The sequence below is a fragment of the Bradyrhizobium sp. HKCCYLRH1030 genome, from assembly GCF_051168395.1.
In the GTDB taxonomy this organism is placed as follows: domain Bacteria; phylum Pseudomonadota; class Alphaproteobacteria; order Rhizobiales; family Xanthobacteraceae; genus Bradyrhizobium.
Genome location: NZ_JBNPUY010000007.1, coordinates 89788 through 114907, shown reverse-complemented (window position 1 = coordinate 114907; position 25120 = coordinate 89788). Strand labels below are relative to the sequence as shown.

At 65.8% G+C, this 25120-nt stretch carries 24 protein-coding genes; 22 read left to right on the top strand and 2 right to left on the bottom strand.

Features of this window, described 5'->3' with window-relative positions:
* The first annotated feature begins 110 nt into the window (after positions 1-110).
* The 10 genes from ACQR1E_RS21175 to ACQR1E_RS21130 are packed head-to-tail and all read left to right on the top strand — an operon-like array spanning position 111 to position 8344.
* Entirely contained in the window at positions 111-1787 is a 1677-nt protein-coding gene (locus ACQR1E_RS21175) for a GspE/PulE family protein (protein WP_434897527.1), read from the top strand.
* Positions 1788-1791: 4 nt separating this feature from the next.
* On the top strand, positions 1792-3006 hold the full coding sequence (locus ACQR1E_RS21170; RefSeq protein ID WP_316170673.1) for a type II secretion system F family protein: 1215 nt from the start codon (positions 1792-1794) through the stop codon (positions 3004-3006).
* Between the two features lie 18 nt (positions 3007-3024).
* Positions 3025-3504, top strand: a complete 480-nt coding sequence (gene gspG, locus ACQR1E_RS21165) for a type II secretion system major pseudopilin GspG (RefSeq protein WP_434897526.1) — start codon at positions 3025-3027, stop codon at positions 3502-3504.
* A gap of 2 nt (positions 3505-3506) precedes the next feature.
* Positions 3507-3980, top strand: coding sequence for a prepilin-type N-terminal cleavage/methylation domain-containing protein (locus ACQR1E_RS21160; RefSeq protein ID WP_315828115.1), 474 nt, complete (start codon positions 3507-3509; stop codon positions 3978-3980).
* Positions 3949-4362 carry a PulJ/GspJ family protein gene (locus ACQR1E_RS21155; protein WP_315828116.1) on the top strand — a complete coding sequence of 138 codons (414 nt, stop codon included), beginning with the start codon at positions 3949-3951 and terminating at the stop codon, positions 4360-4362. Before ACQR1E_RS21160 ends, ACQR1E_RS21155 begins: the two co-directional genes overlap by 32 nt.
* Entirely contained in the window at positions 4362-5063 is a 702-nt protein-coding gene (locus tag ACQR1E_RS21150) for a PulJ/GspJ family protein (RefSeq protein ID WP_315828117.1), read from the top strand. The genes ACQR1E_RS21155 and ACQR1E_RS21150 overlap by 1 nt, the downstream gene beginning before the upstream one ends.
* Positions 5060-6007, top strand: coding sequence for a general secretion pathway protein GspK (locus ACQR1E_RS21145; protein ID WP_434897525.1), 948 nt, complete (start codon positions 5060-5062; stop codon positions 6005-6007). The genes ACQR1E_RS21150 and ACQR1E_RS21145 overlap by 4 nt, the downstream gene beginning before the upstream one ends.
* The gene (locus ACQR1E_RS21140; RefSeq protein ID WP_434897524.1) at positions 6004-7107 is read left to right on the top strand and encodes a PilN domain-containing protein; all 1104 of its coding nucleotides are present in this window, start codon (positions 6004-6006) and stop codon (positions 7105-7107) included. Before ACQR1E_RS21145 ends, ACQR1E_RS21140 begins: the two co-directional genes overlap by 4 nt.
* Positions 7104-7661, top strand: coding sequence for a type II secretion system protein GspM (gene gspM / locus ACQR1E_RS21135; RefSeq protein WP_315828119.1), 558 nt, complete (start codon positions 7104-7106; stop codon positions 7659-7661). The genes ACQR1E_RS21140 and gspM overlap by 4 nt, the downstream gene beginning before the upstream one ends.
* On the top strand, positions 7658-8344 hold the full coding sequence (locus tag ACQR1E_RS21130) for a hypothetical protein (protein ID WP_434897523.1): 687 nt from the start codon (positions 7658-7660) through the stop codon (positions 8342-8344). The genes gspM and ACQR1E_RS21130 overlap by 4 nt, the downstream gene beginning before the upstream one ends.
* Before the next feature lie 86 nt (positions 8345-8430).
* Here the strand turns inward: ACQR1E_RS21130 and ACQR1E_RS21125 are convergent, their stop codons facing one another.
* Positions 8431-8733, bottom strand: coding sequence for a hypothetical protein (locus ACQR1E_RS21125; protein WP_316170669.1), 303 nt, complete (start codon positions 8731-8733; stop codon positions 8431-8433).
* A 574-nt stretch (positions 8734-9307) separates the two neighbouring features.
* Between ACQR1E_RS21125 and ACQR1E_RS21120 the strand changes: the two genes are divergently transcribed.
* From ACQR1E_RS21120 to ACQR1E_RS21075, 10 genes are all read left to right on the top strand, one after another.
* Complete coding sequence (locus ACQR1E_RS21120) at positions 9308-11302, top strand: multicopper oxidase domain-containing protein (RefSeq protein ID WP_315828131.1); 1995 nt, start codon at positions 9308-9310, stop codon at positions 11300-11302.
* Between the two features lie 628 nt (positions 11303-11930).
* Positions 11931-12389, top strand: coding sequence for an FMN-binding protein (locus ACQR1E_RS21115; protein WP_315715594.1), 459 nt, complete (start codon positions 11931-11933; stop codon positions 12387-12389).
* Positions 12370-13260: an FAD:protein FMN transferase gene (locus ACQR1E_RS21110; RefSeq protein WP_315715595.1), complete on the top strand. Its 891-nt coding sequence runs from the start codon at positions 12370-12372 to the stop codon at positions 13258-13260. Before ACQR1E_RS21115 ends, ACQR1E_RS21110 begins: the two co-directional genes overlap by 20 nt.
* Positions 13250-13780: a hypothetical protein gene (locus tag ACQR1E_RS21105; protein WP_315715596.1), complete on the top strand. Its 531-nt coding sequence runs from the start codon at positions 13250-13252 to the stop codon at positions 13778-13780. Before ACQR1E_RS21110 ends, ACQR1E_RS21105 begins: the two co-directional genes overlap by 11 nt.
* Positions 13781-13912: 132 nt before the next feature.
* On the top strand, positions 13913-14128 hold the full coding sequence (locus ACQR1E_RS21100) for a helix-turn-helix domain-containing protein (protein WP_315715805.1): 216 nt from the start codon (positions 13913-13915) through the stop codon (positions 14126-14128).
* An 888-nt stretch (positions 14129-15016) separates the two neighbouring features.
* On the top strand, positions 15017-16339 hold the full coding sequence (locus ACQR1E_RS21095; protein ID WP_315715597.1) for a dicarboxylate/amino acid:cation symporter: 1323 nt from the start codon (positions 15017-15019) through the stop codon (positions 16337-16339).
* Positions 16340-16639: 300 nt separating this feature from the next.
* On the top strand, positions 16640-17962 hold the full coding sequence (locus ACQR1E_RS21090; protein ID WP_434897598.1) for an NAD(P)/FAD-dependent oxidoreductase: 1323 nt from the start codon (positions 16640-16642) through the stop codon (positions 17960-17962).
* A 121-nt stretch (positions 17963-18083) separates the two neighbouring features.
* The gene (locus ACQR1E_RS21085; protein ID WP_409999234.1) at positions 18084-19919 is read left to right on the top strand and encodes a sensor histidine kinase; all 1836 of its coding nucleotides are present in this window, start codon (positions 18084-18086) and stop codon (positions 19917-19919) included.
* A 12-nt stretch (positions 19920-19931) separates the two neighbouring features.
* On the top strand, positions 19932-21308 hold the full coding sequence (locus ACQR1E_RS21080; protein ID WP_434897522.1) for a sigma-54-dependent transcriptional regulator: 1377 nt from the start codon (positions 19932-19934) through the stop codon (positions 21306-21308).
* Positions 21309-21495: 187 nt separating this feature from the next.
* Positions 21496-21732: a hypothetical protein gene (locus ACQR1E_RS21075; RefSeq protein ID WP_315715600.1), complete on the top strand. Its 237-nt coding sequence runs from the start codon at positions 21496-21498 to the stop codon at positions 21730-21732.
* 18 nt (positions 21733-21750) lie between these two features.
* Here the strand turns inward: ACQR1E_RS21075 and ACQR1E_RS21070 are convergent, their stop codons facing one another.
* Positions 21751-22101, bottom strand: coding sequence for a RidA family protein (locus tag ACQR1E_RS21070; RefSeq protein WP_315715601.1), 351 nt, complete (start codon positions 22099-22101; stop codon positions 21751-21753).
* A gap of 289 nt (positions 22102-22390) precedes the next feature.
* On the opposite strand from ACQR1E_RS21070, the gene ACQR1E_RS21065 reads away from it, so the two are divergent.
* Both ACQR1E_RS21065 and ilvD read left to right on the top strand, forming a co-directional pair.
* Positions 22391-23368, top strand: coding sequence for an ABC transporter substrate-binding protein (locus ACQR1E_RS21065; protein WP_316170664.1), 978 nt, complete (start codon positions 22391-22393; stop codon positions 23366-23368).
* Positions 23369-23391: 23 nt separating this feature from the next.
* Positions 23392-25098 carry a dihydroxy-acid dehydratase gene (gene ilvD / locus ACQR1E_RS21060; protein WP_434897521.1) on the top strand — a complete coding sequence of 569 codons (1707 nt, stop codon included), beginning with the start codon at positions 23392-23394 and terminating at the stop codon, positions 25096-25098.
* Positions 25099-25120: the final 22 nt, after the last annotated feature.

Genomic DNA, 25120 nt, shown 5'->3' with positions numbered 1-25120 from the left:
TTCTAATCAGCTGACCGCAGAAGGGTCATCTTTGGTATCGAGAACGAACTGTTCGACAATCCAGACCTCGACAATGAGGTGATCGACAACGATCCGTCACGGGACGCGCCATGAGCTCGACTCCTCCTTCACGATTGGCCGACGATCTGCAGGATCGCCGGGGGGCGGTCCGGCTCGCCGCTGGACGGGTCGGCGCTGCGGCGCAGGACAGCGCGGGGATGGGATCATCGACGGCGACCAATCCCGCAGGTCCCGAGTCCGCCGACGACATCGCGCGGCAGCTCGGATTGACTCGGATCGCGCTGTCCGATTTGCTGGCGTCCAAACCGCTCACAGAACATTTTTCACGGCGCTTTCTGCGGGAGACGATGGTCTTCCCGTTCCAATCCGCCGGGCACGGACCATGCCTTGCGGTGGCGGATCCCCGCGACACCGCAGCGGCACGCGCCGCGGAGCTGGTGTTCGGCACGGCGGTCGAACTGGTGGTCGCCTCCGCCGAGGATGTTGCCACCGCGCTGAACCGGCTCGCCGGCGAGGACGAGGTACCGGCGCGCAGCGAAACGGCTGAGCCGCAGCTGCGCGACGACGACATCGAGGGCTTGCGCGACCTCGCCACCGGAGCGCCGGTGGTGCGCGCGGTCAACGATCTGTTCGAGCGGGCGGTGGAGCTGCGCGCCAGCGACATCCATGTCGAGGCGATGCGGAGCGGGCTATCGGTCCGGATGCGTGTCGACGGCCTGCTGAAGCCGCTCCCTGAGCCGTCCGGCGTGCTGCCCCAAGCCGTCATCTCGCGCATCAAGATCGTCGCCGGGCTGAACATCGCGGAACGACGCCTGCCTCAGGATGGCGCTGCGCGGCTTCGCATCGGTCGCATCGAGTTGGACGTGCGCGTCGCCGTGATGCCAACGCAATATGGCGAGTCGGCGGTGATCCGGCTGCTTCCCAAGGATCGGGGTCTGCTCGCGATCGAGAAGCTCGGCTTTTCTCCCCACGACGATCGATCGCTGCGCCGCCTGCTGGCGCTGCCGCACGGCATGATCGTGATCTGCGGGCCGACCGGCAGCGGCAAGACCACAACGCTCGCGACCGCTCTGTCGATCCTCAACGAGCCCACGCGCAAGATCCTCACCATCGAGGACCCGGTCGAGTATGAGATACCGGGGATCAACCAATCGCAGGTCAAGTCGTCGATCGGGCTGACCTTCGCCTCGGCCTTGCGCTCCTTCGTGCGGCAAGATCCCGATGTGATCATGGTCGGAGAGGTCCGTGACGGCGAGACCGCCCACGTCGCGGTCCATGCCGCGCTGACCGGCCATCTCGTGCTGACCACGCTGCATACCGAAAACGCTGCGGCGGCGGTACCGCGGTTGCTCGATCTCGGCGTGGGAGATTTTCTGTTGCGCTCGACGCTCCGCGCGGTGATCGCCCAGCGGCTGGTGCGCCGGCTGTGCGAGCGCTGCAGGTCGAAGCGGATGCTGAGCGCCGACGATCTCTGCGCGGACCCGCGCTACGCCGCGGTGGGCTTCGACGTCGGCGAGACGGTCTACGAGCCGGCGGGTTGCGAGCGCTGCGGCGGCACGGGCTATCGCGGCCGGCTCGGCATCTTCGAGGTTCTGGAGCTGAATCCGGAGATCCGGTCACTGATCCAGGGCACGACCGATGCGGCCGTGATCGACCGCGGCGCCATTCTGAACGGCATGACCACGATGCTCGACGATGGCATCGCGAAGTGCCGGGCCGGCGCCACGTCGGTCGCGGAAATCCTGCGCGTCACAACGTTACGGTGAGACGGTGAGCAAATTCCGCTATCGTGCACTGACCGAGAACGGCGACGTCGTGCACGGCACGATCTCGGCTGCCACCGTCAAGGAGGTGATCGACCGGATCGAGTATCTGCGGCTGCTGCCGATCGAGACGGTCGAGGAAAGGGCCGCGAGCGTCCTCGCCCGCGACGCGTTGGCGCTGTTCGGCGGTCCGACGCCTGGCGATGTCACGACCTTCACGCGCGATCTGGCGCTGTTGTTGAAGGCCGGAGCCCGCCTCGAGGACTCGCTCGAGCTTCTCGCTGGCGATGCCGATATCGGTCGGCTGCGTCCGATCGTCAGCCGGTTGCGATCCAGCGTCCTGGCTGGAGAAAGCTTCGCCGAAGCGCTGACGCATCATGCCTTGCAGTTTCCCGCGATGTACGTTGCGCTGGTGCGGGTCGGGGAGGTCTCGGGCACCCTCGATCATGTGCTCGATGTGCTCGGCGCCGAGCGGGCGCGCGCGGAGGCGATGCGTCGCAAGCTCAGCGACGCGATGCAGTACCCGCTGTTCGTCCTGATCGCCGCGCTTCTGGTGATGCTGTTCTTCTTCATCGTCGTGCTTCCGCAGTTCTCGGCGGTGCTGCGCGATTTCGGCGCCAGGTCCGACGCCGCCATCAACACGTTTCTCGACATCTCCGATTTCGTCCGTGGCAACGGCGCGGTGATCGCGCTGTCGGCGAGCGCGCTGATTGCCGCCGCTCTCCTCCTCCTTGGCCGCGCAAGCGTACGCGCTGCCGCGATCGCGCGGGTCTGCCGGCTTCCTGGCCTCGCAACCGTGTTCAGGTCGTATCGCACGAGCGTATTCTGCCGCAATCTCGCGATCCTGCTCGGCAGCGGGCTGACCTTGACGACGACGCTGCGCATCCTGGTCGACATCATGGCGGCCACCGGCAGCGCCGCGGCGTGGAACGCCGCGGCCGACCGCGTTCGTCACGGCGGCAAGCTGTCGGAAGCGCTGGCAGCGACGAACATTCTGCCGGCCATGGCCACGCGGATGATCCGGATCGGCGAGGAGACCGGACAGCTGCCGGTTCTCGCCGGCCGCATCGCCGAGTTCTACGAGGCGAAGCTGCAGCGCGGCCTCGATCGCATCGTGGGCATCGTCGGTCCGGCCGCGATCATTCTCATCAGCACCGTCGTGGGCGGTCTCATCGTCTCGGTGATGACCGCGCTGCTGTCGGTGACGCAACTCGTCGGGTAGAACAAGATGGACAATCGCATGAAACAGGCAGTGATCAGCTGTACCGCGCGGCGGACCAACATTGCGCGCGACGACCCTCAGAGCGGCTTCACGCTGGTCGAGATGCTGGTCGTCATTGCCATCATCGGAATGATCATGGGTCTGATCGGACCGCGTGTGCTGTCCTCCCTGAACGAATCCCGGGTCAAGACCGCCCGGATTCAAATTCAGAGTTTTTCGAGCGCGCTCGATCTGTTCTATCTCGACACCGGCCGCTATCCGACCTCGTCGGAAGGTCTGACCGCGCTGGTCCGGCCTGCCTCGACCATCGCAGGCTGGGCGGGTCCGTATCTCAAGGGAGGAAATGTCCCGAGCGATCCCTGGAATCACGCCTACGTCTACCGGTCGCCCGGACAGCATGTGCCCTATGAAATCGTGTCGTACGGATCGGACGGGCAGGAGGGCGGCGTGGATCTCGCCGCCGACATCTCTTCGTCGATCACGATGGGTGCCAAATAACGATGGTCGGCCGTGACGGCTGCGAGGCCGGCTTCACTCTGATCGAGATGGTCTGTGTGCTCGCGATCGTCGCGCTGCTGGCGTCCGTCGCGGTCCCCGCCGTCTCGCGGCAGACCTCGCGGCCGCAACTCGAGGCCTATGCGATCGAGGCTGCTGCGCTGTTGAAGGCCGATCGCAACGCCGCGATCAGGCGAGGCTTGGAGGTCGTGACTCGCATCGACGCGCAGGCGCGCTCGTTCAGCTCGGGCGCGAACGGGCAGGTCGTTCGCTTGCCGACGGACGTGCGGGTCGAGACGGTGCTGCCGCGTCGTTGCGACGATCGGCCCGCAATCCAGACCATCAGCTTCTTCGGATCGGGCATGTCGTGCGGCGGCGTCATCACGCTCACCCATCTCGATGCGGGCTACCAAATTCGCGTCAACTGGCTGACAGGAGGGATCGAGATTGTCCCGAGCACTGGTCTGTCGAGCCGATAGGCCGACGGCAGGATTTACCCTGATCGAGACATTGGTCGCGCTCGCGATCATGGCGGTGTCGCTCGTCGCGATCGGCGCGCTCATGGGGTCCTCGGCGCGCGGCAGCAGGAAGCTGGAGCAGCACGTCGCTCTGGTACAGGCGGCCTATAACGCACTGTGGCTGGCCTTTCCGTCCCGCCTGCCGCCGGCATCGCCGACCCAGTCAGGGGAGTCGACGGCTCATCTCTGGCGCGCGCAGGCGGAGCCATTCGCCATCGATGGCGGCGCACCGGACAGCGCGTCGGCGTGGGTCCCAAAGAAGATCGTGCTCCAGGTGCGATCGCCATCGGGCGCGACCATGGAGCTGGAAACCGTCCGGCTGTTTCGAAGGCGGGCCGAGTGATGGCGACGCGGACCAACGATACTCAAGCTGGCTTCACCCTCGTGGAAGTCCTCGTCGCCATGGTCTTGATGGGGCTGCTGATCTCCGGGCTGCTCGCGGTCACGTCGCAATGGCTGCCGAACTGGGATCGCGGCCTGTATCGCATCCAGCGCAGCGAATCCATCAGCATGGCGCTCGATCGCATCGGCGCCGATATCGCGGCCTCCGAATTCATCAAGCCGGATGGGCAGGCCAAGTCCGTTCTGTTCGACGGGTCGGAGACCTCGATCACGCTCGTCCGAACGGCGCTCGGACCGCATCGGGGCAGCGGACTGGACGTGGTCCGCATCGCCGAAGGCGGCGGCGATGGCGCGGCGTTGACCCGCACCCGCGCGGCATTCGCGCCCGGCAGTGCGTCCGCCCGGGATTTCGGTGATCCGGTGGTGCTGCTGAAGGCGCCGTACCGGGTGTCGTTTGCCTATGCGGGGACAGACCGGATCTGGAGTCCATCGTGGCAGAATGCAGAAAGGCTGCCTGCGGCCGTGCGGGTGACGGTGCACGACGGAAGCCGCGCAAGCGCACCGTCGCTGTCACGGATCGCCGTCATTCGTGTTTCGGCGCCGCCCGACAGCGTCTGCCGGCCCGCGGACCCCACCTGCGACAGACACGCTCTCTCGGCCGATGCAACGGTCGGGCGCGCCTCCACAGCATCGAAGCAATGATGATGTGGCGACAGAAGCACCCGCGAGATCCGGATCCCGATGATCGGGAAGGCGGCTTCGTACTCATTGCGGTGCTGTGGCTCCTGGTCTCGCTGGCTGGACTGGCAGGAGCCTTGTCCGTCTATCTCGTCAGCACCTCTCAACGCCTGTCGCTCGATGATGCTCGCCTGCGATCGGCGGCGCTGGCCTCGGCAGGCCTCGAGCTTGCGGCCTACAGATTGTCCGCGTCGCCGAAGCCGCAGCGCCCCGCCGCCGGCGCCTTTTCATTCCGGCTCGATCATGCGCAGGTTTCGGTCACGTTCCGGTCGGAAGCCGCCCGAATCGATCTCAACCAGGCATCCAGGCAGATGCTGGCCAACCTGTTCGAGGTTCTCGGTGCGCGCGCGGACAAGGCCGGCGAGTATGCCGAGCGGATCGTCGGCTGGCGAACGCCGCCGGCTGACAACGTTGCGGACGCGGAGCGCGATCTCTACCGCACGGCCGGCGCGGACTACATGCCTCGTTCCGCGCCGTTCGCAAACGTCGAGGAGCTTCGGCTGGTGCTCAACCTGCCGCCGCCGCTGGTCGACAGTGCCATGTCCTTCGTCACCGTCTTCAGCGGCCGGCGCGAGATCGACGCGCTGGAGGCCGCCCCCGAGGTGGTGGCCGCGCTTCCCGGGATGACCCAGGAGCAGTTGAAGAGCTTCCTCGATCAGCGGGCCGGCCTGCGCCGCGACGTCAGGTCGCTCAACGCGGCGCTGGGGCCGGCGCGCGCCGGAGCGACCTTGGAGGTCGCCGATGCCGTCCGCGTGTGGGTCACGATCGGCTTTGACGGCGGTCGCAGGGCCGCAACGGAAGCGGTCATCCTGCTGGGCGATGGTGAGGATCCTTACCGCGTCCTGGCGTGGCGCGATGATGTCAACACTCCGGGGATGCTTCGGCCAACAGGAAAGGCGCCGAGATGACGATGTCGACGCGCGTGCGCCGCGAACTGGCGGCCTGGATCGGCTCCGTCGCCGAAGCCGTGGTGGCCGCGATGGGCCGGCTCACCATCAAGCCGTCTGTCCGGCTGATCGAGATTGAACGGAACGTCTTCATCATGCGGATGCTCGCGCGACCCGGGCGATCCGTCCCGCCCGATTGTCGCATTCTCCTGCCGGACGGCGACGCGAGCCTGCCCGCGCCTCCGGAGAGCTGGAAGGCGGCCGTTCACGGCAGCCGGATCGAAGTCGTGCTGAGGCCGGACCGTTTTCTCTGGCGGCCGCTGGATCTGCCCAAGCGCGCCGTCGAGTTTCTCGATGCCATGGTCCGCTCGCAGCTCGACCGGTTGACGCCGTGGTCGGCGCATGAGGCCGTGTTCGGCAGGACTGCGCCGGTCGAGATATCGAGTGAGCGCATCCAAACAACCGTGATCGCCGCGCCAAGGCCGAAGCTGGAATCTCTCATTCGCCTCGCCGAGTCCTGGCGGGCTGGATCGATCATCCTGTTTGCTGCGCCTGAGACGGCGCCGATGCCGGTCGACGACCGGCTCACCGCAACCAATGCAACGAGGTTGAACGAGCAGCGCCTGGGGGGATCGCTCGACGTCGGCCGTGTCAGTCGGGTCCTGGCCGCTCTGTTGATCGTCGCCGCAATCTCAGCGGCGCTGTCTTTCGCGGCGGGGAGCCTGCTGGGCGAGAGGCTGGACGAGCAGCAAGGCCAGCTCACGCGGAGGATATCCGAGCGGCGCGCAGCGCTGCGCCTCGATCTGCAGGGCACCGACAACGCCGCGCTGCGAGGCCTGATGCGACGCAAGCAGGAAAGCCCCGCGGCGGTCGTGCTGATGGAGGCGCTGTCCCGGATACTGCCCGACAACACGTATGTGACCGAGCTGCGGATCGAGAAAGACAGACTGCAAATCGTCGGAATGACCCAGGATGCGCCGGCACTGGTCAAATTGATCGAGCAGTCGGCGCACTTCACGCGCGCGACCTTCTTCGCGCCGACCACGCGTTCGGCTGACGATCCCGGACAACGGTTCCATATCGAAGCGGGCATCAAGCCCCATTTTGGACTTGGCACATGAGCGTCGCAAAGCTCGTCACGGACAATTCCGCATCGCCCTCGATCGCCGCCGCCGCCTATGCGGGACTGCTGATCGTGCTGATCTCGGTCACGGTGCTGTCGATCAAGAGCATGATCGATCAGCGCAGCGAAGTGACCTCGCTCGCCGATACACTCCACCTGCTGGACGCCCACAGCATGGCGGCCGCGCGTCAGGCCGGCAACGGCGATGCCGGCATGACGGGATCGGCCTTTCTCGAAGGACCGACCGTGACCGTGGCAGGAGCAGCGCTGCTGCAGCGCCTTGGCGACGTGGTGACGCGTCATGGCGGCAGCGTGTCGTCGTCGCAGCTCGATGTGCAGGGCCCCCGCGCCAAGGACGGTCATATCAGCGGGAGCGCGAGCTTCGAGGCCGGTCAGTCCGATCTGCAGTCGATCCTCTACGATCTGGAGGCCGGCATGCCCTGTCTGTTCGTCGACGAGCTGGTCGTCGAGGGGAACGGCCCCGCGGCGTCCTCCAGCGGCAAGCTGCGCGTGCTGATGACGGTCTCCGGACAGTGGCAGGGCCTGCAATGAGCAGTCGCGCCAAGCTTTGCATGATCGGCTGTTGCAGCGTTCTGGCGGTGGCGTCGGCGTTCGGCATCGCCCATTCGGCCGGTCTGGACGTCTCGGGAGCGGTCTCCGCCGAACAGCCGAGCGGATCGGCGCAAGGCCCGTCCATCGCGCAGCGAACGCCATCGCGAACCGGCAACCCATTATGGGGCATTCCGCTCGAGCAGCTGTCGGCGACGCGCGAGCGCCCGCTATTTTCGCCGTCTCGCCGCCCTCCGCCGACGGAGGCTCCGCTGCCGGCCGTCGTGGACGCTCCGGTGATGCAGGAGCCGCCCGCACCCGAACGGCCGCAACTCGCGCTCGTCGGCACCGTCGTGAACGGGGACCGCGGCCTTGCGGTGTTCGTCGATACGAGCAGCAAGACGCCGTTGCGGATCAGAACCGGCGCGGACTATCAGGGTTGGACGCTGCGTCTTGTCGAGGCGAGATCGGTCACGCTGCAACGGGGCGAGGACGTCACCGTTCTCACGCTGCTGCCGGCGCAGGCGCCGGCCCAGCCGACGAATTCAGCTAACGAAAGCTTTGCCCAGATGCCGTCAACCCCCACTGCGCCTCCGCTGGCTCAAGCAGGGCCGCCCTTTCTGTCGCCGGAGTCGAGGCTGCTCCGGATGCATCAACGCCAACGCTCGGGACGCCGTCAATTGTAAGGATGGATCCGATCTGGATCGAAGCGTGACGATAGGCGCCGGCAGGCCGCACCGACAAAAGCGATGAGGCTCTCGGTCGATGGCGCTCAGCGCTTGCACAATCCGCTCGTCAGCACCCATCCCTTGTCCGTGAGAGCCGCGGAGACGATGTCGAAATACAGGCGCTTGTCGGGGTCGTCCTCCGATACGAAAGAGACCTGGCACAGGAAACGCCCGCCCTGGTCGCCCTTGTCGCAGGTCGCCTCGACGATCTTGAGGCCCTTGTCGTGGCGGACGCCGGATGACGGCGCCTCCTGCTCGTAGGCCTTCTGGATGATCTCGGTGGTCGGTGCTCCACAGGCCATGCCGGTTACGTTGCAGGCCCATGCGAGAACAACAGCAAGCAGCATCGTTCGGTCTCCTCGGAGCGGGGCACTCACAAACATGTCCAGCAGCGTTCGCGTCCGACACGATCTCATGAGCTTCATGGCGAGCTACGAGAGCTGGTTGTCGTTTTTGTGTCGCTGCTGTCCGCCACGCGCACAACGCAGGCGTCTGGACGTGTAGTTAGATCGATTCTTAAACGCCGGTCGGCAATTCTCACAAAGCGAAAGAAAACGTCACAAAGGAGCCACCCGACATGGCGACGAAGGCCGAGGGGACGATGCGGCAGATCGGCTGATGAGTTCGGACTGCTCATTCGAATTCCGCATCCCGGGGACGGTGATCGTTCCTACCGGTGTATCTCGAGCCAGATGGGGATCAGGCATGTTAGTTGGGCGTGTGCGCAAGCCAACTCTGCGATTACTGACGTCGGCGGCCGCGATGTTGGCCGGTTTGACCGTTGCGGGTCCTGCGGCGCAGGCCCACGATCTGGCCGAGCCGACGGTGTTCAGGAGTTGGCATGGCGTGCTCGATCTGCTGATGATCGCGCGCCCCAAGCCGATCTCGACGATCACCTATGAGCCCCCTGGGGGCTCGCCGATGAACCCGACCGGCTGGGTCTACGAGATCTGTCGGCGGCCGGCCTCAGGCGACAAATGTCCTGCCGGCGCCGCGGTGGCGGATTATGGTGGCGTGCGACTGGCGCTGCAGAAGGGGGATACGCTGAAGATCAGGCTGGTGAACCAGCTGCCGCAACTCGACCCGGCCAAGGTGAATCACAACACCGATCCCGGCCAGGCCAATTTGTTTCGCAATCCGACCAACCTGCATACCCATGGGCTGATCGTCGAGCCGCGCGCGCCGACGCTGACCGACCAGACGTTCGGGGACTACGTCTTCGTCCAGATCTTCAACTCGGCCAACGGCATGCCGGTGCCGCAGACCACCCATCAGCACGGCTCCAACAAGATGGACTCCGTGGATTACCGCATCGAGATTCCGCGCAACCACCCGTCGGGCCAGTTCTGGTTTCACCCGCACATTCATGGCATTTCGCTCAACCAGGTCTCGCAGGGCCTGGCGGGCATCATCTCGGTCGGCGAGGTCTCGGACTATGCGCATGGCGATGCCAGGCATTCGCCGTTTCCGGACGCGAGCGTGCGCCATCTGATCCTGAAGGATCTTCAGGTCGCGCCCGGCGGCCCGGTGCAGTTCGACAGCGGTCCGGTGGACGTCCAGCCCGGCGAGGTGATCAACCAGCAGGATCCGGGCTTCTGCGCCCAGTTTCCGGCAGACAGCTCCGAAGTGCGTGAGGGGGCGTGCCCGGGCGTCGATCTGTCGGCCGATGGCGGCTCCAACTTCTCCGGCGGCAAATGGTTCTTCACGGTCAACGGCCAGACGTTCCCGAAGATCAAGGTCACCGATCCCGATGGCGAGGTCTGGCGGCTCACCAATGCGTCCGGCAGCCTGTCCTACAATCTTCAGCTGACCGATGACGAGACGCAGAAGCCGATGGTCATGCAGCTGATCTCGGTCGACGGCGTGAGCGTGAACCTGCCGCAGGATACGACGATGGACACCATGGTTCGTCTCGGCGGCGCCCGCTTCAGGGTCGTTCCCTGTCCGCCGTCGCCAACGTCGGGCTTTCATTCGAAGCCGGTCTGCGTCACCCAGATGGTCATGATGCCGAGCTCGCGCACCGAGGTGTTCGTCACCTATCGCGATCCCGCGACAGGTGCGATCGCCAGCCTTGGGCGGTCCGCCTCCGCGACCTTCAAGATGGCCGGATTGACGATGGGTAGCGGCGATCAGTGGCCGGCGGTCGATCTCGCCAAGGTGCACTTCCACCAGCGCGGTTGGCGCAATCACATCGCCTACGCCATGGACATCAGGGGAGACGCCTTGGCGACCATGCAGCCGTCGGGCATCCTCGATGCCAAGGTGCCGTACGCGAACGCCGCGCCGCTGCGTGCCGGCTGCCGTCCGCTGCCGGCGGGGCATCGCCGCCGGATCTTCTTCGGCATCGCCGACCTGACCGACGACGGCACCTTCGGTCTCGGCTATGAGGAGGTCGATCAGAACGGCAACCCGGTGCCCGGCACCCAGCTCCCGGTGAGCCAGTTCGACCCGTCGCAGAACATCGTCTGTCTGCCGCTCGCGCCGGGACAGCGCCCCGTCCACGAGACCTGGGAGCTGGTGCAGCTGTCGACGGAAAATCACAACTTCCACATTCACCAGACGCGCTTCCGGACCGTCAACAGCAAGGCGGGAGAGAACACGCCGCTGTCGGTATCGCTGAACAGGAGCATCGGCGGGGGTATGCTGCAGGACAACGTCCCGCTCGGCGTCGCGACTCCGAACGTCCCGGAAGTAATGGAATCCCAGAGCGGGGTCTGCAGCATCGAGCAGTGGCGGAACGGGCAGTGCACGTCGAAGCCCGTGGTGGTTGATATCCCGTTCTCACAGGTCGGCGAGTTCGTCTATCACTGCCATATTCTCGAACATGAGGACGGGGGCATGATGGCGAAGATCAAGGTCGTGCCCTCGCCCTATGGCGGCAATCCATGGGAGGCAATGAACCAGATGCCGTGGTAGTTGCGGCAGCGGTCTTCTGCCATGCCGTTCACAGGGTCGGCGCCACATCTGCGGCGCCGACCTTCGTTTGTGCGCAGCGATGCTCTTGCGCGGCCGCCTTACCGCCGCGAAGGACGATCGCCTGCCAAACGCGACGCGCTTTCCAGCTCCTGTTCGAAGATGGGATTACGCATTTTGAATCGATCTAAACGGCTGCAAACGTCTTTGCATGACTTTGAAATGTCAGGCTCGCGTGCCGCAAGCTGCGCGAGCGCGGTCCCCGCGATGTGGCGATCTGCAGCAACATTGTTATTCCCCAGCCGCTCCGGCAAATCGCCAACATCGACGCGGCAATTCGCCGCAATCGAAACACTACTCTCTCGACTGACATTCGGAGCCATTTGCAGCGCGCGTGGTTGCGAACGTCGCAAGGACGGAGGCAGACCCGCGAACGGGTAGGGCTGTTGCCGAGGCAAAGTGTGATCGATCGCTCGGGTTCATCGTCGCACTGAACTGGATGGTTCGGAGCGTCGCTGCTGCGGTTTAGACGGCTTCGCAGGAGAGGTTGACAGCGATCGATGCCCTGAGAAGACGAAAATGCGTTCGGCGAGGGAGGGCGTACCATGGAAACAAAGTTGAGGTGGACGAGATGAGCGATTGGTTGAAATGGACGGCGCCCGCCGTGGCCGTCATGTCGATCGCCGCACCGGCCCATGCCATTCAGTACATGAGCGTCGAAGAGGCGCAGAAGGCCGCTTTTCCGGGAGCCAGCTTTTCCGAAGTCCAGCCGGGCAGGGTATGGAAGGCGAGCAATGGCGGCTACTTCTATTACGATCACGTCGTTGGCAAGCACCTCCTGATCGACTACACGGTTGCCGTCGGACCCGACGGGCGGGTGCGTCGCGTCGACATTCTGAACTATCGCGAATCCTATGGCGGCGAGGTGCACGATGCCAGCTGGCTCGGTCAGTTCGTCGGCAAGAGCAGTCAGAACGAGCTTCGCATCAACTCCGACATTCGCAACATCTCGGGCGCTACGCTGTCCTCGACCCATTTGACCGAGGGCGTTAAGAAGGTGCTGTCGTATCATGCCAGCCACTTCCGCTAGCCTTCGACGAGCACGGGCTCTGCTCGGGACATTCGTCGAGATCGACGTCACGGATGCACGCCGCTGCGATGCGGAGAATGCCGTTGAAGCGGCGTTTTCCGCGGTGACCGACGTGCATCGGCTGATGAGTTTCCACGATCCCGACAGCGACGTGTCGCGGCTGAACCGCGCGGCATCGAGCTGCGTCGTGAAGGTGCATTCCTGGACCTACGCCGTGCTGAAGATGGCGCTCGATGTGACCCATCACTCCGACGGCGCCTTCGACGTTGCCGTCGCCGGCGCGGCAAGGCCGTCTGTGGGCTCGACGGCGCAAGCGGATGTCCCGCAGTCGACTGCGATCGAGTTGCTCGCCGACGACCGCGTCCGTTTCCGCGATTCCGCCGTCAAGATCGATCTCGGCGGCATCGCCAAGGGGTTCGCCGTGGACCGCGCGATCGCGGCGTTGCAGAGCCGCGGCGTGCGCTCCGCAATGGTCAATGCAGGTGGGGACCTCGCCGCCTTCGGGCCCGATGCCCGCATCGTCCACATTCGCGACCCGCGTTTCCCGGACAGGCTTTTGTGCCAGGTCGAAGTAAGCAATGGGGCGCTCGCGTCGTCGGCGCGCCGCTTCGACCCGTTTCGATCGACGGAAACAATGGATACAGCGGTCGTCACGCCTTCGACCCGGCTGCCCACAGGGGCGGCCCACGGCGCCACGGTGAGCGCGCCAACCTGCATGGTTGCCGACGCGCTGACCAAGGTCGTCATGGTCGCCGGCGAGCAGTCCGCGGCGTCATTGGCGCGCTTCCAGGCGAGCGCCATGTTGATTGCGGCGAACGGCGACATTCATACGACACCGGACTGGCAAGGAGTTCACCAGCATGCGGCTTAAAGGCTTGTTTCGGTTCGCCCTCTACGGAATTCTCGGGCTCTTGTTCGCCAGCGGCGCGCTGTGGATCTATGCCGACCAGATGAAGACCCGCACGGAGCTGGACAGCGAGATGTGGCAGCAGGCCGCCGCATACCTGCTGAGCATGCATGGCGGAACTGCAATGGTGACGCTGATGCTGCTTGGGGCGCTCGGTCCCATGCACGTCCAGCGCGCGTGGCGTGCCGGGAAGAATCGAGCGACCGGTATCGTCAGCCTCGCGATGTATGGTCTGCTCATCGCGACGGCGTTCGGGCTCTACTACGTCGGATCCGAAGCGCTTCGGCCCTGGATCAGCACGGTCCACATTGCGTTCGGGCTCGGCGTTCCGGCTGTCATCACCGCCCACATCATCGTCGGCCGCTCGAGCGTTGTCGCCGCGGCTCAGTCCGTGCGGCCACAACGTGCGACCTCTCCGACCCTGGTTCCTGCCGACGCGCCTGCCGATGCCGATCTGGTCAACGTCATGAGCAAGGTAGGTTGACCGCATCCGGCGTTCGGCTGGCCCGAGCAGGTCTCCATCCCGGCAACGACGTCCTTGCTCGCAGTTGGCCAACCGCCGCATGGAGGAATTCTCCGAGCCGGCGATCGATGCGTCCCATGAAATGGCTGTTTGATGACTCCCGATCGATCTCGGGCAGCTCGTGGTCTGCTCGACTGGTCTCAGGCTGAATTGGCTGCTCGGTCCAATTTGAGTGACAGTACCATTCGCGATCTCGAAAAAGGCGGCCGGATCCCGTCAATCAACAATTTGGCGGCCGTCAGGCGCGCCCTGGAGGCGGGAGGCGTGCAATTCATCGACGGCGACCAGCCCGGTGCCGCTGATAGTTAACTCCGATCGCTCAGATTCCAAAGCCGCCCTGGGCTCGCTAGCCGCCCATGGAATTGGCCATCATCTACTCTGCAGCCGCGGCAACTTCTGGCGAAGCCAATAGCCGAGTTCAACACTCGGATGCGACGGGCGCCGCGGGCGCCTCGCGTTTGCGATCAAGGCGCGAGAATAGCCAATGATGGCTCATTGGTCATTCGCCCTGTTCTTGACGCTTGCCCTGACGCGCCCGCAACCCGGGAAGTGGTTCGAGCCGATTTGGCAGTCCGTGGGCCGGCTCGCGTTCCGAATAGCGATGTAACCTATTGGAAAACCCAAGGTCGGTTTCTCTCTGTGTTTCAGAATGCGCGTTGATTTGTATGGCGGACCGCGCAACTTTTGATTCCGCCATTCGGAGGTTCGATCCCTCCCGCCCCAGCCAGGTCGAGCGCGACAGGCAGGGATGGATATTGCCGGTGGGAACCATGTCGCCGGCGCGTCCGATGTTTCGGGCGCCTGCGACGGCAAATTTCCGGAAGTCCAGACAAGTCGCGGGCTGTGGCTTGGTCGCGCGCCGCGTGATGGTTCACAAATCGTAGCAAACTGAAGGACATGCAGGCGCCTCATGCGGCACCGCTCCGCTGGCACGATTGCTGCTTACTGAGCCGCCAAACGAGCGCCAGCTCCAGAACAACAGATGCGAGGGGACGTCCGGATGCCAGCCCACAGCTCATTCCTGACCTGAGACCCGGCGACAGGCGATCCCGCCTGTGCGAGCTTCTCGGGTCCGCCCCCGGCGCGGCCCGCGTCCAGACGCACGACGTTGCCCCGGCACGCAATGGAGCCGGCGCGGAAGCGGGTCATAGGCAGACCAGAGAGATAGACCGAGTGAGATCAGGGAGAGAAAATTCGATGTCTGCAACCACCACAGCGGCCGCGGCGCCGCAGAAACCGTTCTACCGGGTCCTCTATGTGCAGGTCCTGTTCGCGATCGTGCTCGGTGTCATCGTCGGCTGGCTCTGGCCCGAGCTCGGCAGGAACGAATGGATCAAGGCGCTGGGCGACGGCTTCGTCAAGCTGATCAAGATGGTGATCGCGCCGGTCATCTTCTGCACCGTCGTGTCGGGCATCGCGCATGTCTCCGAGGTGAAGAAGGTCGGCCGCGTCGCCGTCAAGGCGCTGATCTATTTCGAGATCGTCTCGACCTTCGCGCTCGCGCTCGGGCTCATCGTCGGCAATTTCATTCAGCCCGGGGCAGGCTTCCAGGGCCAGAGCAGCAACGCCGCCGCCGTCGCCAACTACGCCAAGCAGGCGAGCGAGATGAAGTCGGTCGACTTCGTGCTCCACATCATCCCGGACACGGTGGTGGGAGCGTTCGCGCAGGGCGAGATCCTGCAGGTGCTGCTGTTCTCGATTTTGTTCGGCATTTCGCTGATGACGCTCGGTGAGCGCGGCCATACGATGCGCGCGTTCATCGACGACGCCGCGCACGCGATCTTCGGCGTCATCGCCCTCGTGGTGAAGGCCGCTCCGATCGGCGCCTTCGGCGCCATGGCCTTCACCATCGGCCGCTACGGGCCGCAGGCGCTCGGCAACCTCGCCGGCCTGATCGCGACCTTCTATCTCACCGCGCTCACTTTCGTTGTGGTCGTGCTCGGCATCATCGCCCGCATTGCCGGGTTCTCGATCTTCAAGTTCCTCAAATACATCAAGGACGAGCTGCTGATCGTGCTCGGCACCTCGTCGTCCGAGAGCGCGCTGCCGCAGATGATGGAGAAGCTTGAACGCCTCGGCTGCTCCAAGCCGGTCGTCGGCCTGGTGGTTCCGACCGGCTACTCGTTCAATCTCGACGGCACCAACATCTACATGACGCTGGCGACGCTGTTCATTGCGCAGGCGATGAACGTTCACCTGTCCTTCGGTGAGCAGATCACGATCCTGCTGGTCGCGATGCTGACCTCGAAGGGCGCCTCGGGCATCACCGGCGCCGGCTTCATCACCCTGGCCGGAACGCTGGCGGCCGTGCGGCCGGAGCTCGTTCCCGGCATGGCGATCGTGCTCGGCATCGACAAGTTCATGAGCGAGTGCCGCGCACTGACCAATCTGTGCGGCAACGGCGTCGCCTGCGTGATCGTGGCGTGGTGGGAAGGCGAGCTCGATCGCGACAAGCTGCGCATCGCGCTCGATCGCGATATCGACCCGGCCGACGTCGAAGTCGCGGTCACGACGGGATAGGCCTGCGGTCGTGGGGGCGCTGCCGTCGCATTCCAGCGCCGGTGGCGCCGGCCGCGGCCATGCCCAATCGCGATGCCGCCAACATCTCGGATAATCTGCTAAGGTAGCGGCGGGCAGGGGCTCGCCGTGGAGGCATCCCGCCTGGTGCCGCAAGGTCGGCATGGTCTGACCATTGCGACGATACGGCGTATCGTGAACATGGTCGCGCTGGCTGGGGCGGCGGTGCCGGAGGGACGACGTCACCGGCGTGACATCGGAGTCATGCCGTCGCGCCGCGGTCACCCTTGGAGAGGTTCGATGATGGCCGTTGCGCAGCCTGGTGTCCCTCGCATCGTGATCGTCGGCGGCGGCGCCGGCGGCTTGGAGCTCGCGACCCGGCTCGGAGACAGATACGGCCGCAGGGGCAAGCTCGACGTCACCCTGGTCGAGCGCAACCGCACCCATGTCTGGAAGCCGAAGCTGCACGAGATCGCCGCGGGCAGCATGGACCTCTCGGCCCATGAGGTCGACTATCTCGCCCAGGCCTATTGGCACGGCTTCCACTACCGCATCGGCGACATGATCGGCCTCGACCGCGACAAGCGCGAGGTGCTGGTGGCGCCCTATCTCGATGCGGAGGGGCGCGAGGTCACGCCGCGGCGGACCATCCCCTATGACGTGCTCGTCATCGCCATCGGCAGCCAGAACAATGATTTCGGCACGCCCGGCGTGGTCGACCATGCGATCAAGCTGGAATCGCAGCACGACGCCCGGCGCTTCCACGAGCGCATGGTCAACGCCTGCATCCGCGTCCATTCGCAGTCCTCGCCGATCGCGCCGCACCAGCTGAAGGTCGCGATCATCGGCGCCGGCGCGACCGGCGTCGAGCTGGCCGCGGAACTGCATCGCACGACCCGCGAGGTGGTGGCCTATGGTCTCGACCAGGTCGACGCCGAGAAGGACATCAGGATCACGCTGATCGAAGCCGCGGGCCGGGTGCTGCCGGCGTTGCCTGAGCGGGTCTCGCGCGAGACCGAGAAGCTGCTCGCAAAGCTCGGCGTCGAGGTGCTCGTCGGCGCCAAGGTCGCCGAGGTCGGGCCCGACAAGGTGAGCCTCGCCGACGGCCGCGTCATCCCGGCCGAGCTGATCGTCTGGGCCGCGGGCGTCAAGGCGCCCGACTTCCTGAAGGACATCGCGGGGCTGGAAACCAACCGCATCAACCAGCTCGTGGTCAGGCAGACCCTGCAGACCACGCGCGACAAGCGCGTCTTCGCCATTGGCGACTGCTCGGCCTGCTCCTGGGGCGAGCGCGGCAACGTGCCCCCGCGGGCGCAGGCCGCGCATCAGCAGGCCTCGCACCTCTACAAGCAGATTCCGCGCTTCGTCAGGGGCGAGCCGCTGGCGGACTACCGCTATCACGATTTCGGCTCGCTGGTGTCGCTCGGCGAGTTCAGCACGGTCGGCTCGATGATGGGCGCGCTGGTCGGGGGCAATCTGGTGTTCGAAGGCCTGTTCGCGCGCATGATGTATCTGTCGCTCTACAAGATGCACGAATACGCGCTGCACGGGCTCGCCAAGGTGACGCTGGACACGCTGGCGCGCCTGATCACCCGCCGCACCGAGCCGCACGTCAAGCTGCACTGACGAGGGCGTCCTGGCGTCGGCCCGGCCGATTTTGTTGTCGCCTATTGCCCGGCAAGACCTTAGACTTGCAGCACAATTACGGATACGGCAGGCCCGGCCCGGTACATGGGTCCGGGGCGTGATGGGCCTGGACATGATGGGCCTGGAAAAGGGAATGACGGACCTTCCATTCCGGATCGGCCTCGAGCGACATCCCGACGTCACCGCGGTGGTCCGCAGGCGCGCGGGCTTGGTCGTTCGCGGAGTGATGGCGGCTGCGCTGGTCGGCGTCGCGGCATGGCTCGGCTATGCCATTGCCTTTTCCCGCGGGCTCGATCAGCGGCACGCCGCGGCCCAGCAGCGGCTGGCGGTCGAGGCCGCGCAGCTCGACGGCTACCTCTCGCGCTTCGAATATCTGCCCTCGCTGCTGGAGACCTCGCCCGATGTCTTCCGGCTGCTCGGCACGCCGGACGATCGCGCGCTGCAGCAGAGCGTCAGCCTGCATCTGAAGTCGATCAATCTGCTGGCCGGCGCCGACAACCTCTATGTCCTCACCGTCGCCGGTGATGCGATCGCCGCCGCCGACTTCGATCAGCCGGGAACGCCGGTCGGCAGCAACCTGTCCTACCGGCCCTATATGCGCCAGGCGCTGGCGACCGGCCGCGGCGCGTTCTTCGGCATCGGCATCACCAGCGCGCGCGCCGGCTATTACCTGTCCTATGCCGTCAAGCAACAGGGACGGACGATCGGCGTCGCCGTCGTCAAGGTCAATCTCGATGCCTTCGAGCGCGAATGGCGCAACCGCGGTGCCGACATGCTGCTGGTCGACGCCCGCGGCGTCACCATTCTCGCCTCGCGCGAGGAATGGCGCTTCCGCCCGTTGACGCCGCTCTCGGTGGATGCGCTCGAGGAAATCGCGACGTCGAAGCCCTATGGCAGCTCCAGCCTCGCGCCGCTCGGCTGGACCTTCATGGAGAGGACCGATCGCGGCGGCCAGGTCGCGACCGAGCGCGGCGCGGTCTACAGCGTCGACGAGCGTCCGCTCAACGGGCGGCAATGGCAGCTGCTGCTGCTCGACGACGAGACGCCGATCCGGCGGACGGCCTTGATCATCGGCACGCTCTCGGGTCTCGCCAGCATCGTGGCGCTGCTGGCGCTCGGCCTGCTGGCGCAGCGACGCCGCGAGATCCGGCAGCGGCTGGCGAGCCAGGCCGCGCTGCAGGCCGCCAATGATCGGCTGGAAATGCGGGTGCAGGAGCGCACCGCCGAATTGCGCGCCGCGCAGGACGAGCTCGTCCATGCCGGCAAGCTTGCCGTGCTCGGCCAGATGTCGGCCGGCATGGTGCACGAGATCAACCAGCCCTTGGCGGCGCTGCAGACCGCTTCCGACAATGCCGTGCAATTCGTCGATCGCGGCATGATCGGCGAGGCCCGCGGCAATCTCATCCGCATCGGCGAGATGGTCCGCCGTCTCGCGCGCCTGACCGGTCAGTTGCGCGTTTTCGCCTACAAATCGAACGCGCCGCTCGATGCCGTCGCGGTCGAGCAGGCCCTGTCCGAGACGTTCAAGATCCTCGGCGCGCGGGTGAAGGACGGCCATGTCGACGTGACCATCGATCTCGCGCCCGAGCTTCGTGTCAGGGCCGATCAGATCCGGCTCGAGCAACTGCTCTGCAACATCATCGCCAACGCGCTCGATGCCGTCGAGGGCGCCGCGCGGAAGTCCATCCACATCCGCGCCGTGCGTGAGGAGGGGCAGTGCCGCATCGCCATCGCCAACAGCGGCCCGGCGATCGCCGCCGATGTCCTGCCGCGCCTGTTCGAGCCCTTCGTCACGACCAAGCCGGCCGGCAAGGGTCTCGGACTTGGGCTCGTCATCGCCAATCACATCGCGCGGTCGTTCGGCGGCGAGCTGCGGGCGCGCAATCTTGAGCCGTCCGGCGCCGAGTTCATCGTGCTGCTGCCGCTTGCCGATTGAAGAGGTTCCCACATGACTCCTGAGCAACCGGTCGGCGTGATCTATGTCGAGGACGACGAGGATGTCCGCATCGGCGCCGTCCAGGCGCTGCAGCTCGCCGGCCTGTCGGTGACGCCGTTCGCCTCCGCCGAAGCCGCGTGCGGAATCGTTCGCGCCGACATGCCGTTCGTGGTGGTCTCCGACGTGCGGCTGCGCGGCAAGAGCGGCACCGAGTGGCTGTCCGAGCTGCACCGGCTCGATCCGGACCTGCCGGTCATCCTGGTCACCGGTCATGGCGACATCTCGATGGCCGTGGAAGCGATGCGCAACGGCGCCTATGACTTCATCGAGAAGCCGTGCTCGTCGGAGCAGCTCGTCTCCGTCGTGCGCCGCGCCCTCGACAAGCGTCGCCTGACGCTCGAAGTCCGCACCTTGCGCTCGGCGCTCGCCGACCGCCAGGGCATCGAGGCGAGCCTGCTCGGGCGCTCGCCGCAGATCCAGGAGGTGCGCCGCCTCGTCGCCAATCTGGCCTCGACCAATGTCGACGTGACGATCTATGGCGAGACCGGCACCGGCAAGGACGTCGTCGCCCGTTGCCTGCACGCTCACAGCGCCCGGCGCGGCGGCAACTATGTCGCGGTGAATTGCGGCGGCCTGCCGGAATCACTGGTTGAGAGCGAATTGTTCGGCCACGAGGCCGGCGCCTTCACCGGCGCGACCAAGCAGCGGATCGGCAAGATCGAATATGCCCACGGCGGCACGCTGTTCCTCGACGAAATCGAGAGCATGCCGCTCAGCGTGCAGGTGAAGCTGCTGCGGGCGTTGCAGGACCGCTCGGTCGAGCGCGTCGGCTCCAACAAGCCTGTGGCGGTCGATTGCCGCGTGGTGGCGGCCAGCAAGGCCAATCTGTTCGAGCTCAGCGAGCAGAAGCTGTTCCGCGCCGATCTGTATTATCGTCTCGGCGTCGCCTTCATCGAGCTGCCTCCGTTGCGCGAGCGCCGCGAGGATATCCCGATCCTGTTCGAGCACTTCACCCTCGAGGCCGCCAAGCGGTTCGAGCGCGACGCGCCGATCGTGAACGAGCAGACCATGTCGCTGCTGCTCGGCTACTCATGGCCGGGCAACGTGCGCGAGTTGCGCAACGTCGCCGACCGCTTCGTGCTCGGTGTGCTCGACCGCAAGGTCCTCGACCGCTCGGGCGCCGCAGCCTCGGAGCTGTCGCTGCCACGGCAGTTGGAGAACATCGAGCGCTCGATCATCGAGGATGCGTTGCGCCGCAAGCTCGGCGACGTGCCGGCGACCGCGGCGCTGCTGAGCATTCCGAAGCAGACGCTTTACGACAAGATCAAGCGGCTCGCCGTGAAGGTCGATGGCATCCGCGAGGGCGCGCCGCTGCGGCCGCAGTCCTGACCGTGGCTGCATCGCCAGCGCTCGTCCGCATCATCATCGCGTCGACGCCGACCACCACTGCGCTCATCTGATGTTGCGACGCGCGACTTATGCTCCTCGCGGACCCGGTCGTCCTGTGGCGGCAGGAAGGCATCTGTTCCATGCCGGCGATCAGGAACGAATGCTGGAGAAGGCTTGTTGAAGGATCATGACAGGCCGAGACACCCGCGACCTGCGCTCCGGCGCCTACGACCCCGTCAGCAAGGACGGTCTGCCGCAGCCGCAACAGGTCAAGGACAAAACGACGCCCCGCCAGCAGGAGCAGTGGGGCGCCGACGTGCGGGCCGAGCCGTTGCCCGGCACCGAGCCGGTGCTTCCGGAAGGGCTCAGGCGCGAGCGGCGTGATCCGCTCAATCGCAACACTGGTCGCCGCGACACCGACTAGTGCGCGGCGACCCAGCGCCTACTTCGCCGCGATCACCATGATCTCGACGGTGTATTGCGGCGCGGCAAGCCCGGCCTCTACGGTGGCGCGAGCCGGGGTGTTGCCGGCCGAGACCCAGCCGTCCCACACGGCGTTCATTTCGCCGAATGTCTTGATGTCGGTGAGGTAGATCGTCGCCGACAACAGCTTCGACTTGTCGGTGCCGGCCTTGGCGAGATGGCCGTCGATGATCGAGAGAATCTCCTCGGTCTGCTTGGTGACGCTTTCACCGGCCGTCTTCTGCGCGACGACGCCGGCGAGATAGACGGTATTGCCGTGAACGACGACCTGGCTCATGCGCGGGCCAATTTCGAAACGCTGGATCGACATCGAAGAACTCCTCAAAAGGTCAATTCGGGGCCTCTCCCTAGCGCGTGCGACGCGGCAACGCCAGTCGGCCGAATGGCCACTCTCGCCACCTTGGGGCGTGCGACCTTGCGTTGTCGACAGCACCGCGGCACACGGAACGCGGCACTTCACGATGATCCGCCCTTGTCGCGCTGCAAGGCGGGCTTGCCCATGGGGCAGGCAAAAGCGGGGCGTTTTCCGCGCTTGCACAGATATTTGAGACATGAAACATTCTCCGCGAGGTTGCTTTTGGAAATGGCGGAGGGGCGTGATGCGGAAACGATCGATGCTGGCGGCACTCGCGGCGATGGCTTTGGTGACGAGCGCGGGGCCGACATTCGCACAGCAGACGATCCGCGTCGGCTGGACCATCCCAGCGGAAGAATCCAAGTACTGGATGATGAAGCGGCCCACCGAATTTCCGGATCTCGGCAAGACCTACAACATCGAGTGGACCCAGTTCCAGGGAACGGCACCGATGACGCAGGCGCTCGCCGCCGGCGCGCTCGACTGTGCCACGCAGGCGCCGCTGTCGCTGGCGAACGGCGTGGTCGGCGGCGGCCTCAAGGCCTACATCGTCGCCCAGCACGTCTATGAGAAGCCGGGCGGTTTCTCGGTCTACTGGGCGGTCAAGGACGATTCCCCGATCAAGACCATCGCCGACCTGAAGGGCAAGACGGTCGGCATTTCCGTGATCGGTGGCGGCACGCAGGGGCCGTTCAACATGCTGCTGAAGCAGGCCGGGCTCGATCCCGCCAAGGACATTAAGCTGGTCGAGGTCGGCTTCGCGGTGTCGGAGGATGCGCTGCGCCAGGGCCGCGTCGACGCCGTCAACATGAATCAACCCTTTGCAGCGCGCGCCGAGGCCAAGGGCGGCACCCGCAAGCTGTTCTCGCTGTCCGAGGCGATGCCGAACATCGTGCACATCCTCGAGGCCTGCCGCGCCGACTTCGTCGACAAGAACCCGGAGCTGGTGAAGGCCTATGTCCGCGACATCACGACGGGCATGAAGAAGGCGCTCGCCAACCGCGACGAGACCTTGAAGGTGGTGTCGGAGGTCATGAAGGCGCCGGTTGCCGTCATCGACACCTATCTGCTGAAGGACAATGATTTCGGCCGCGACCCGGTCGCCGCGCCGAACTTCCCGGCGATCCAGAAGATGCTCGACATCTACGCCGAGACCGGCATGCTGCCGAAGCTCGACGTCGCCCAGTTCAAGCATCCGACGATCGTCGCGCCGATCCAGTAGGCGGCCGGCGCGGAGCCTTGTCGATGAGGAAGCTGCGATCGCGCGTGACGGTGGAGGGGCTCGATCGCGCCCCGCACCGCGCCTTCATGCGCGCGATGGGGCTGGATGATGCCGACATCGCCAAGCCGATGATCGGCGTCGTCAGCCAGAAGGGCGAGCAGACGCCCTGCAACATGACGCACGACTTCCAGGTCGATGCGGCCAAGACGGGCATCTCGGAGGCCGGCGGCACGCCGCGCGAGTTCGCCACCGTCTCGGTCTCCGACGGCATCAGCATGAACCACGAGGGAATGAAGTTCTCTCTGTTCTCGCGCGAGCTGATTGCCGACTCCATCGAGGCCGTCGTCCACGGCCTCGCCTATGACGCGCTGATCGGCTTCGGCGGCTGCGACAAGACCTTGCCCGGCGTCATGATGGGCATGGTCCGCTGCAACGTGCCGTCGATCTTCATCTATGGCGGCAGCGCGCTGCCCGGCAACTACCAGGGCCGGACGCTTACGGTGCTCGATTCTTACGAGGCCGTCGGCAGCTACATGACCGGCGAGATCGATGCACGGACGCTCGAAGGCATCGAGCGGACCTGCCTCCCGACGATCGGCGCCTGCGCCGGGCAGTTCACCGCCAACACCATGGGCATGCTGTCGGAGGCGATGGGCCTGTCGATGCCCAACGTCTCGATGATTCCCGGCGTCTATGCCGAGCGAGCGCACGTCGCGCGTCAGGCCGGACGCCTGACCGTGCAGATGCTCGCGCGCGGCGGGCCGCTGCCGCGCGACATCGTCACCCGCAAGGCGCTGGAGAACGGGGCGGCCATTGTCGCGGCCACCGGCGGCTCCACCAACGCCGCGCTGCATCTGCCGGCGATCGCCAATGAGGCCGGCATCCGTTTCACGCTCGACGATGTCGGCGAGGTCTTCGCGCGCACGCCGCTGATCGGCAATCTCAGGCCGGGCGGCAAGTACACGGCGAAGGACGTCTACGACATCGGCGGCGCCGCCGTTGTGATCCGCGCGCTGATCGAGAGCGGCCACATCGACGGCTCCTGCATCACGGTCACCGGCCGCACGCTGGCCGAGGAATATGGCGCGGCCAATGCGCCGGACGGCGAGATCGTGTTCAGCCCGGCCAGGCCGATCATGGCGGATGGCGGCGTCGCTGTCCTCAAGGGCAACCTCGCGCCCGACGGCGCCGTCATCAAGGTTGCCGGCCTCAAGAACCTGGTGTTCGAGGGCCGCGCGCGGGTGTTCGAGGACGAGGAGGCCTGCGTCGCCGCGGTGCGCGCACGCAACTATCAGGCCGGCGAGGTGCTGATCATCCGCAACGAGGGTCCGGTCGGCGGTCCTGGGATGCGCGAGATGCTCGGCGTCACGGCGCTGATCTATGGCCAGGGCATGGGCGAGAAGGTCGCGCTGATCACCGACGGCCGCTTCTCCGGCGCCACCCGCGGCATGTGCATCGGCTATGTCTCGCCGGAAGCCTTCGTCGGCGGTCCGTTGGCGCTGGTGCAAGACGGCGATCCGATCCGCATCGATGCGAAGGCGCGCACGCTCGATGTGCTGCTCGACGAGTCCGAGCTTGGCGCGCGCCGCGCCGCCTGGACGCAGCGTCCGCCGAGGCATCGCGCCGGAGCTCTGGCGAAATACGCCAAGTTGGTCGGGCAGGCGCCGCTCGGCGCCGTCACGCATGAGGGACCGGCCGAATGGCCCTGGTTCGATCAGGAGCAGCAATGAGCGGCGCGCGTGGGACGATTGG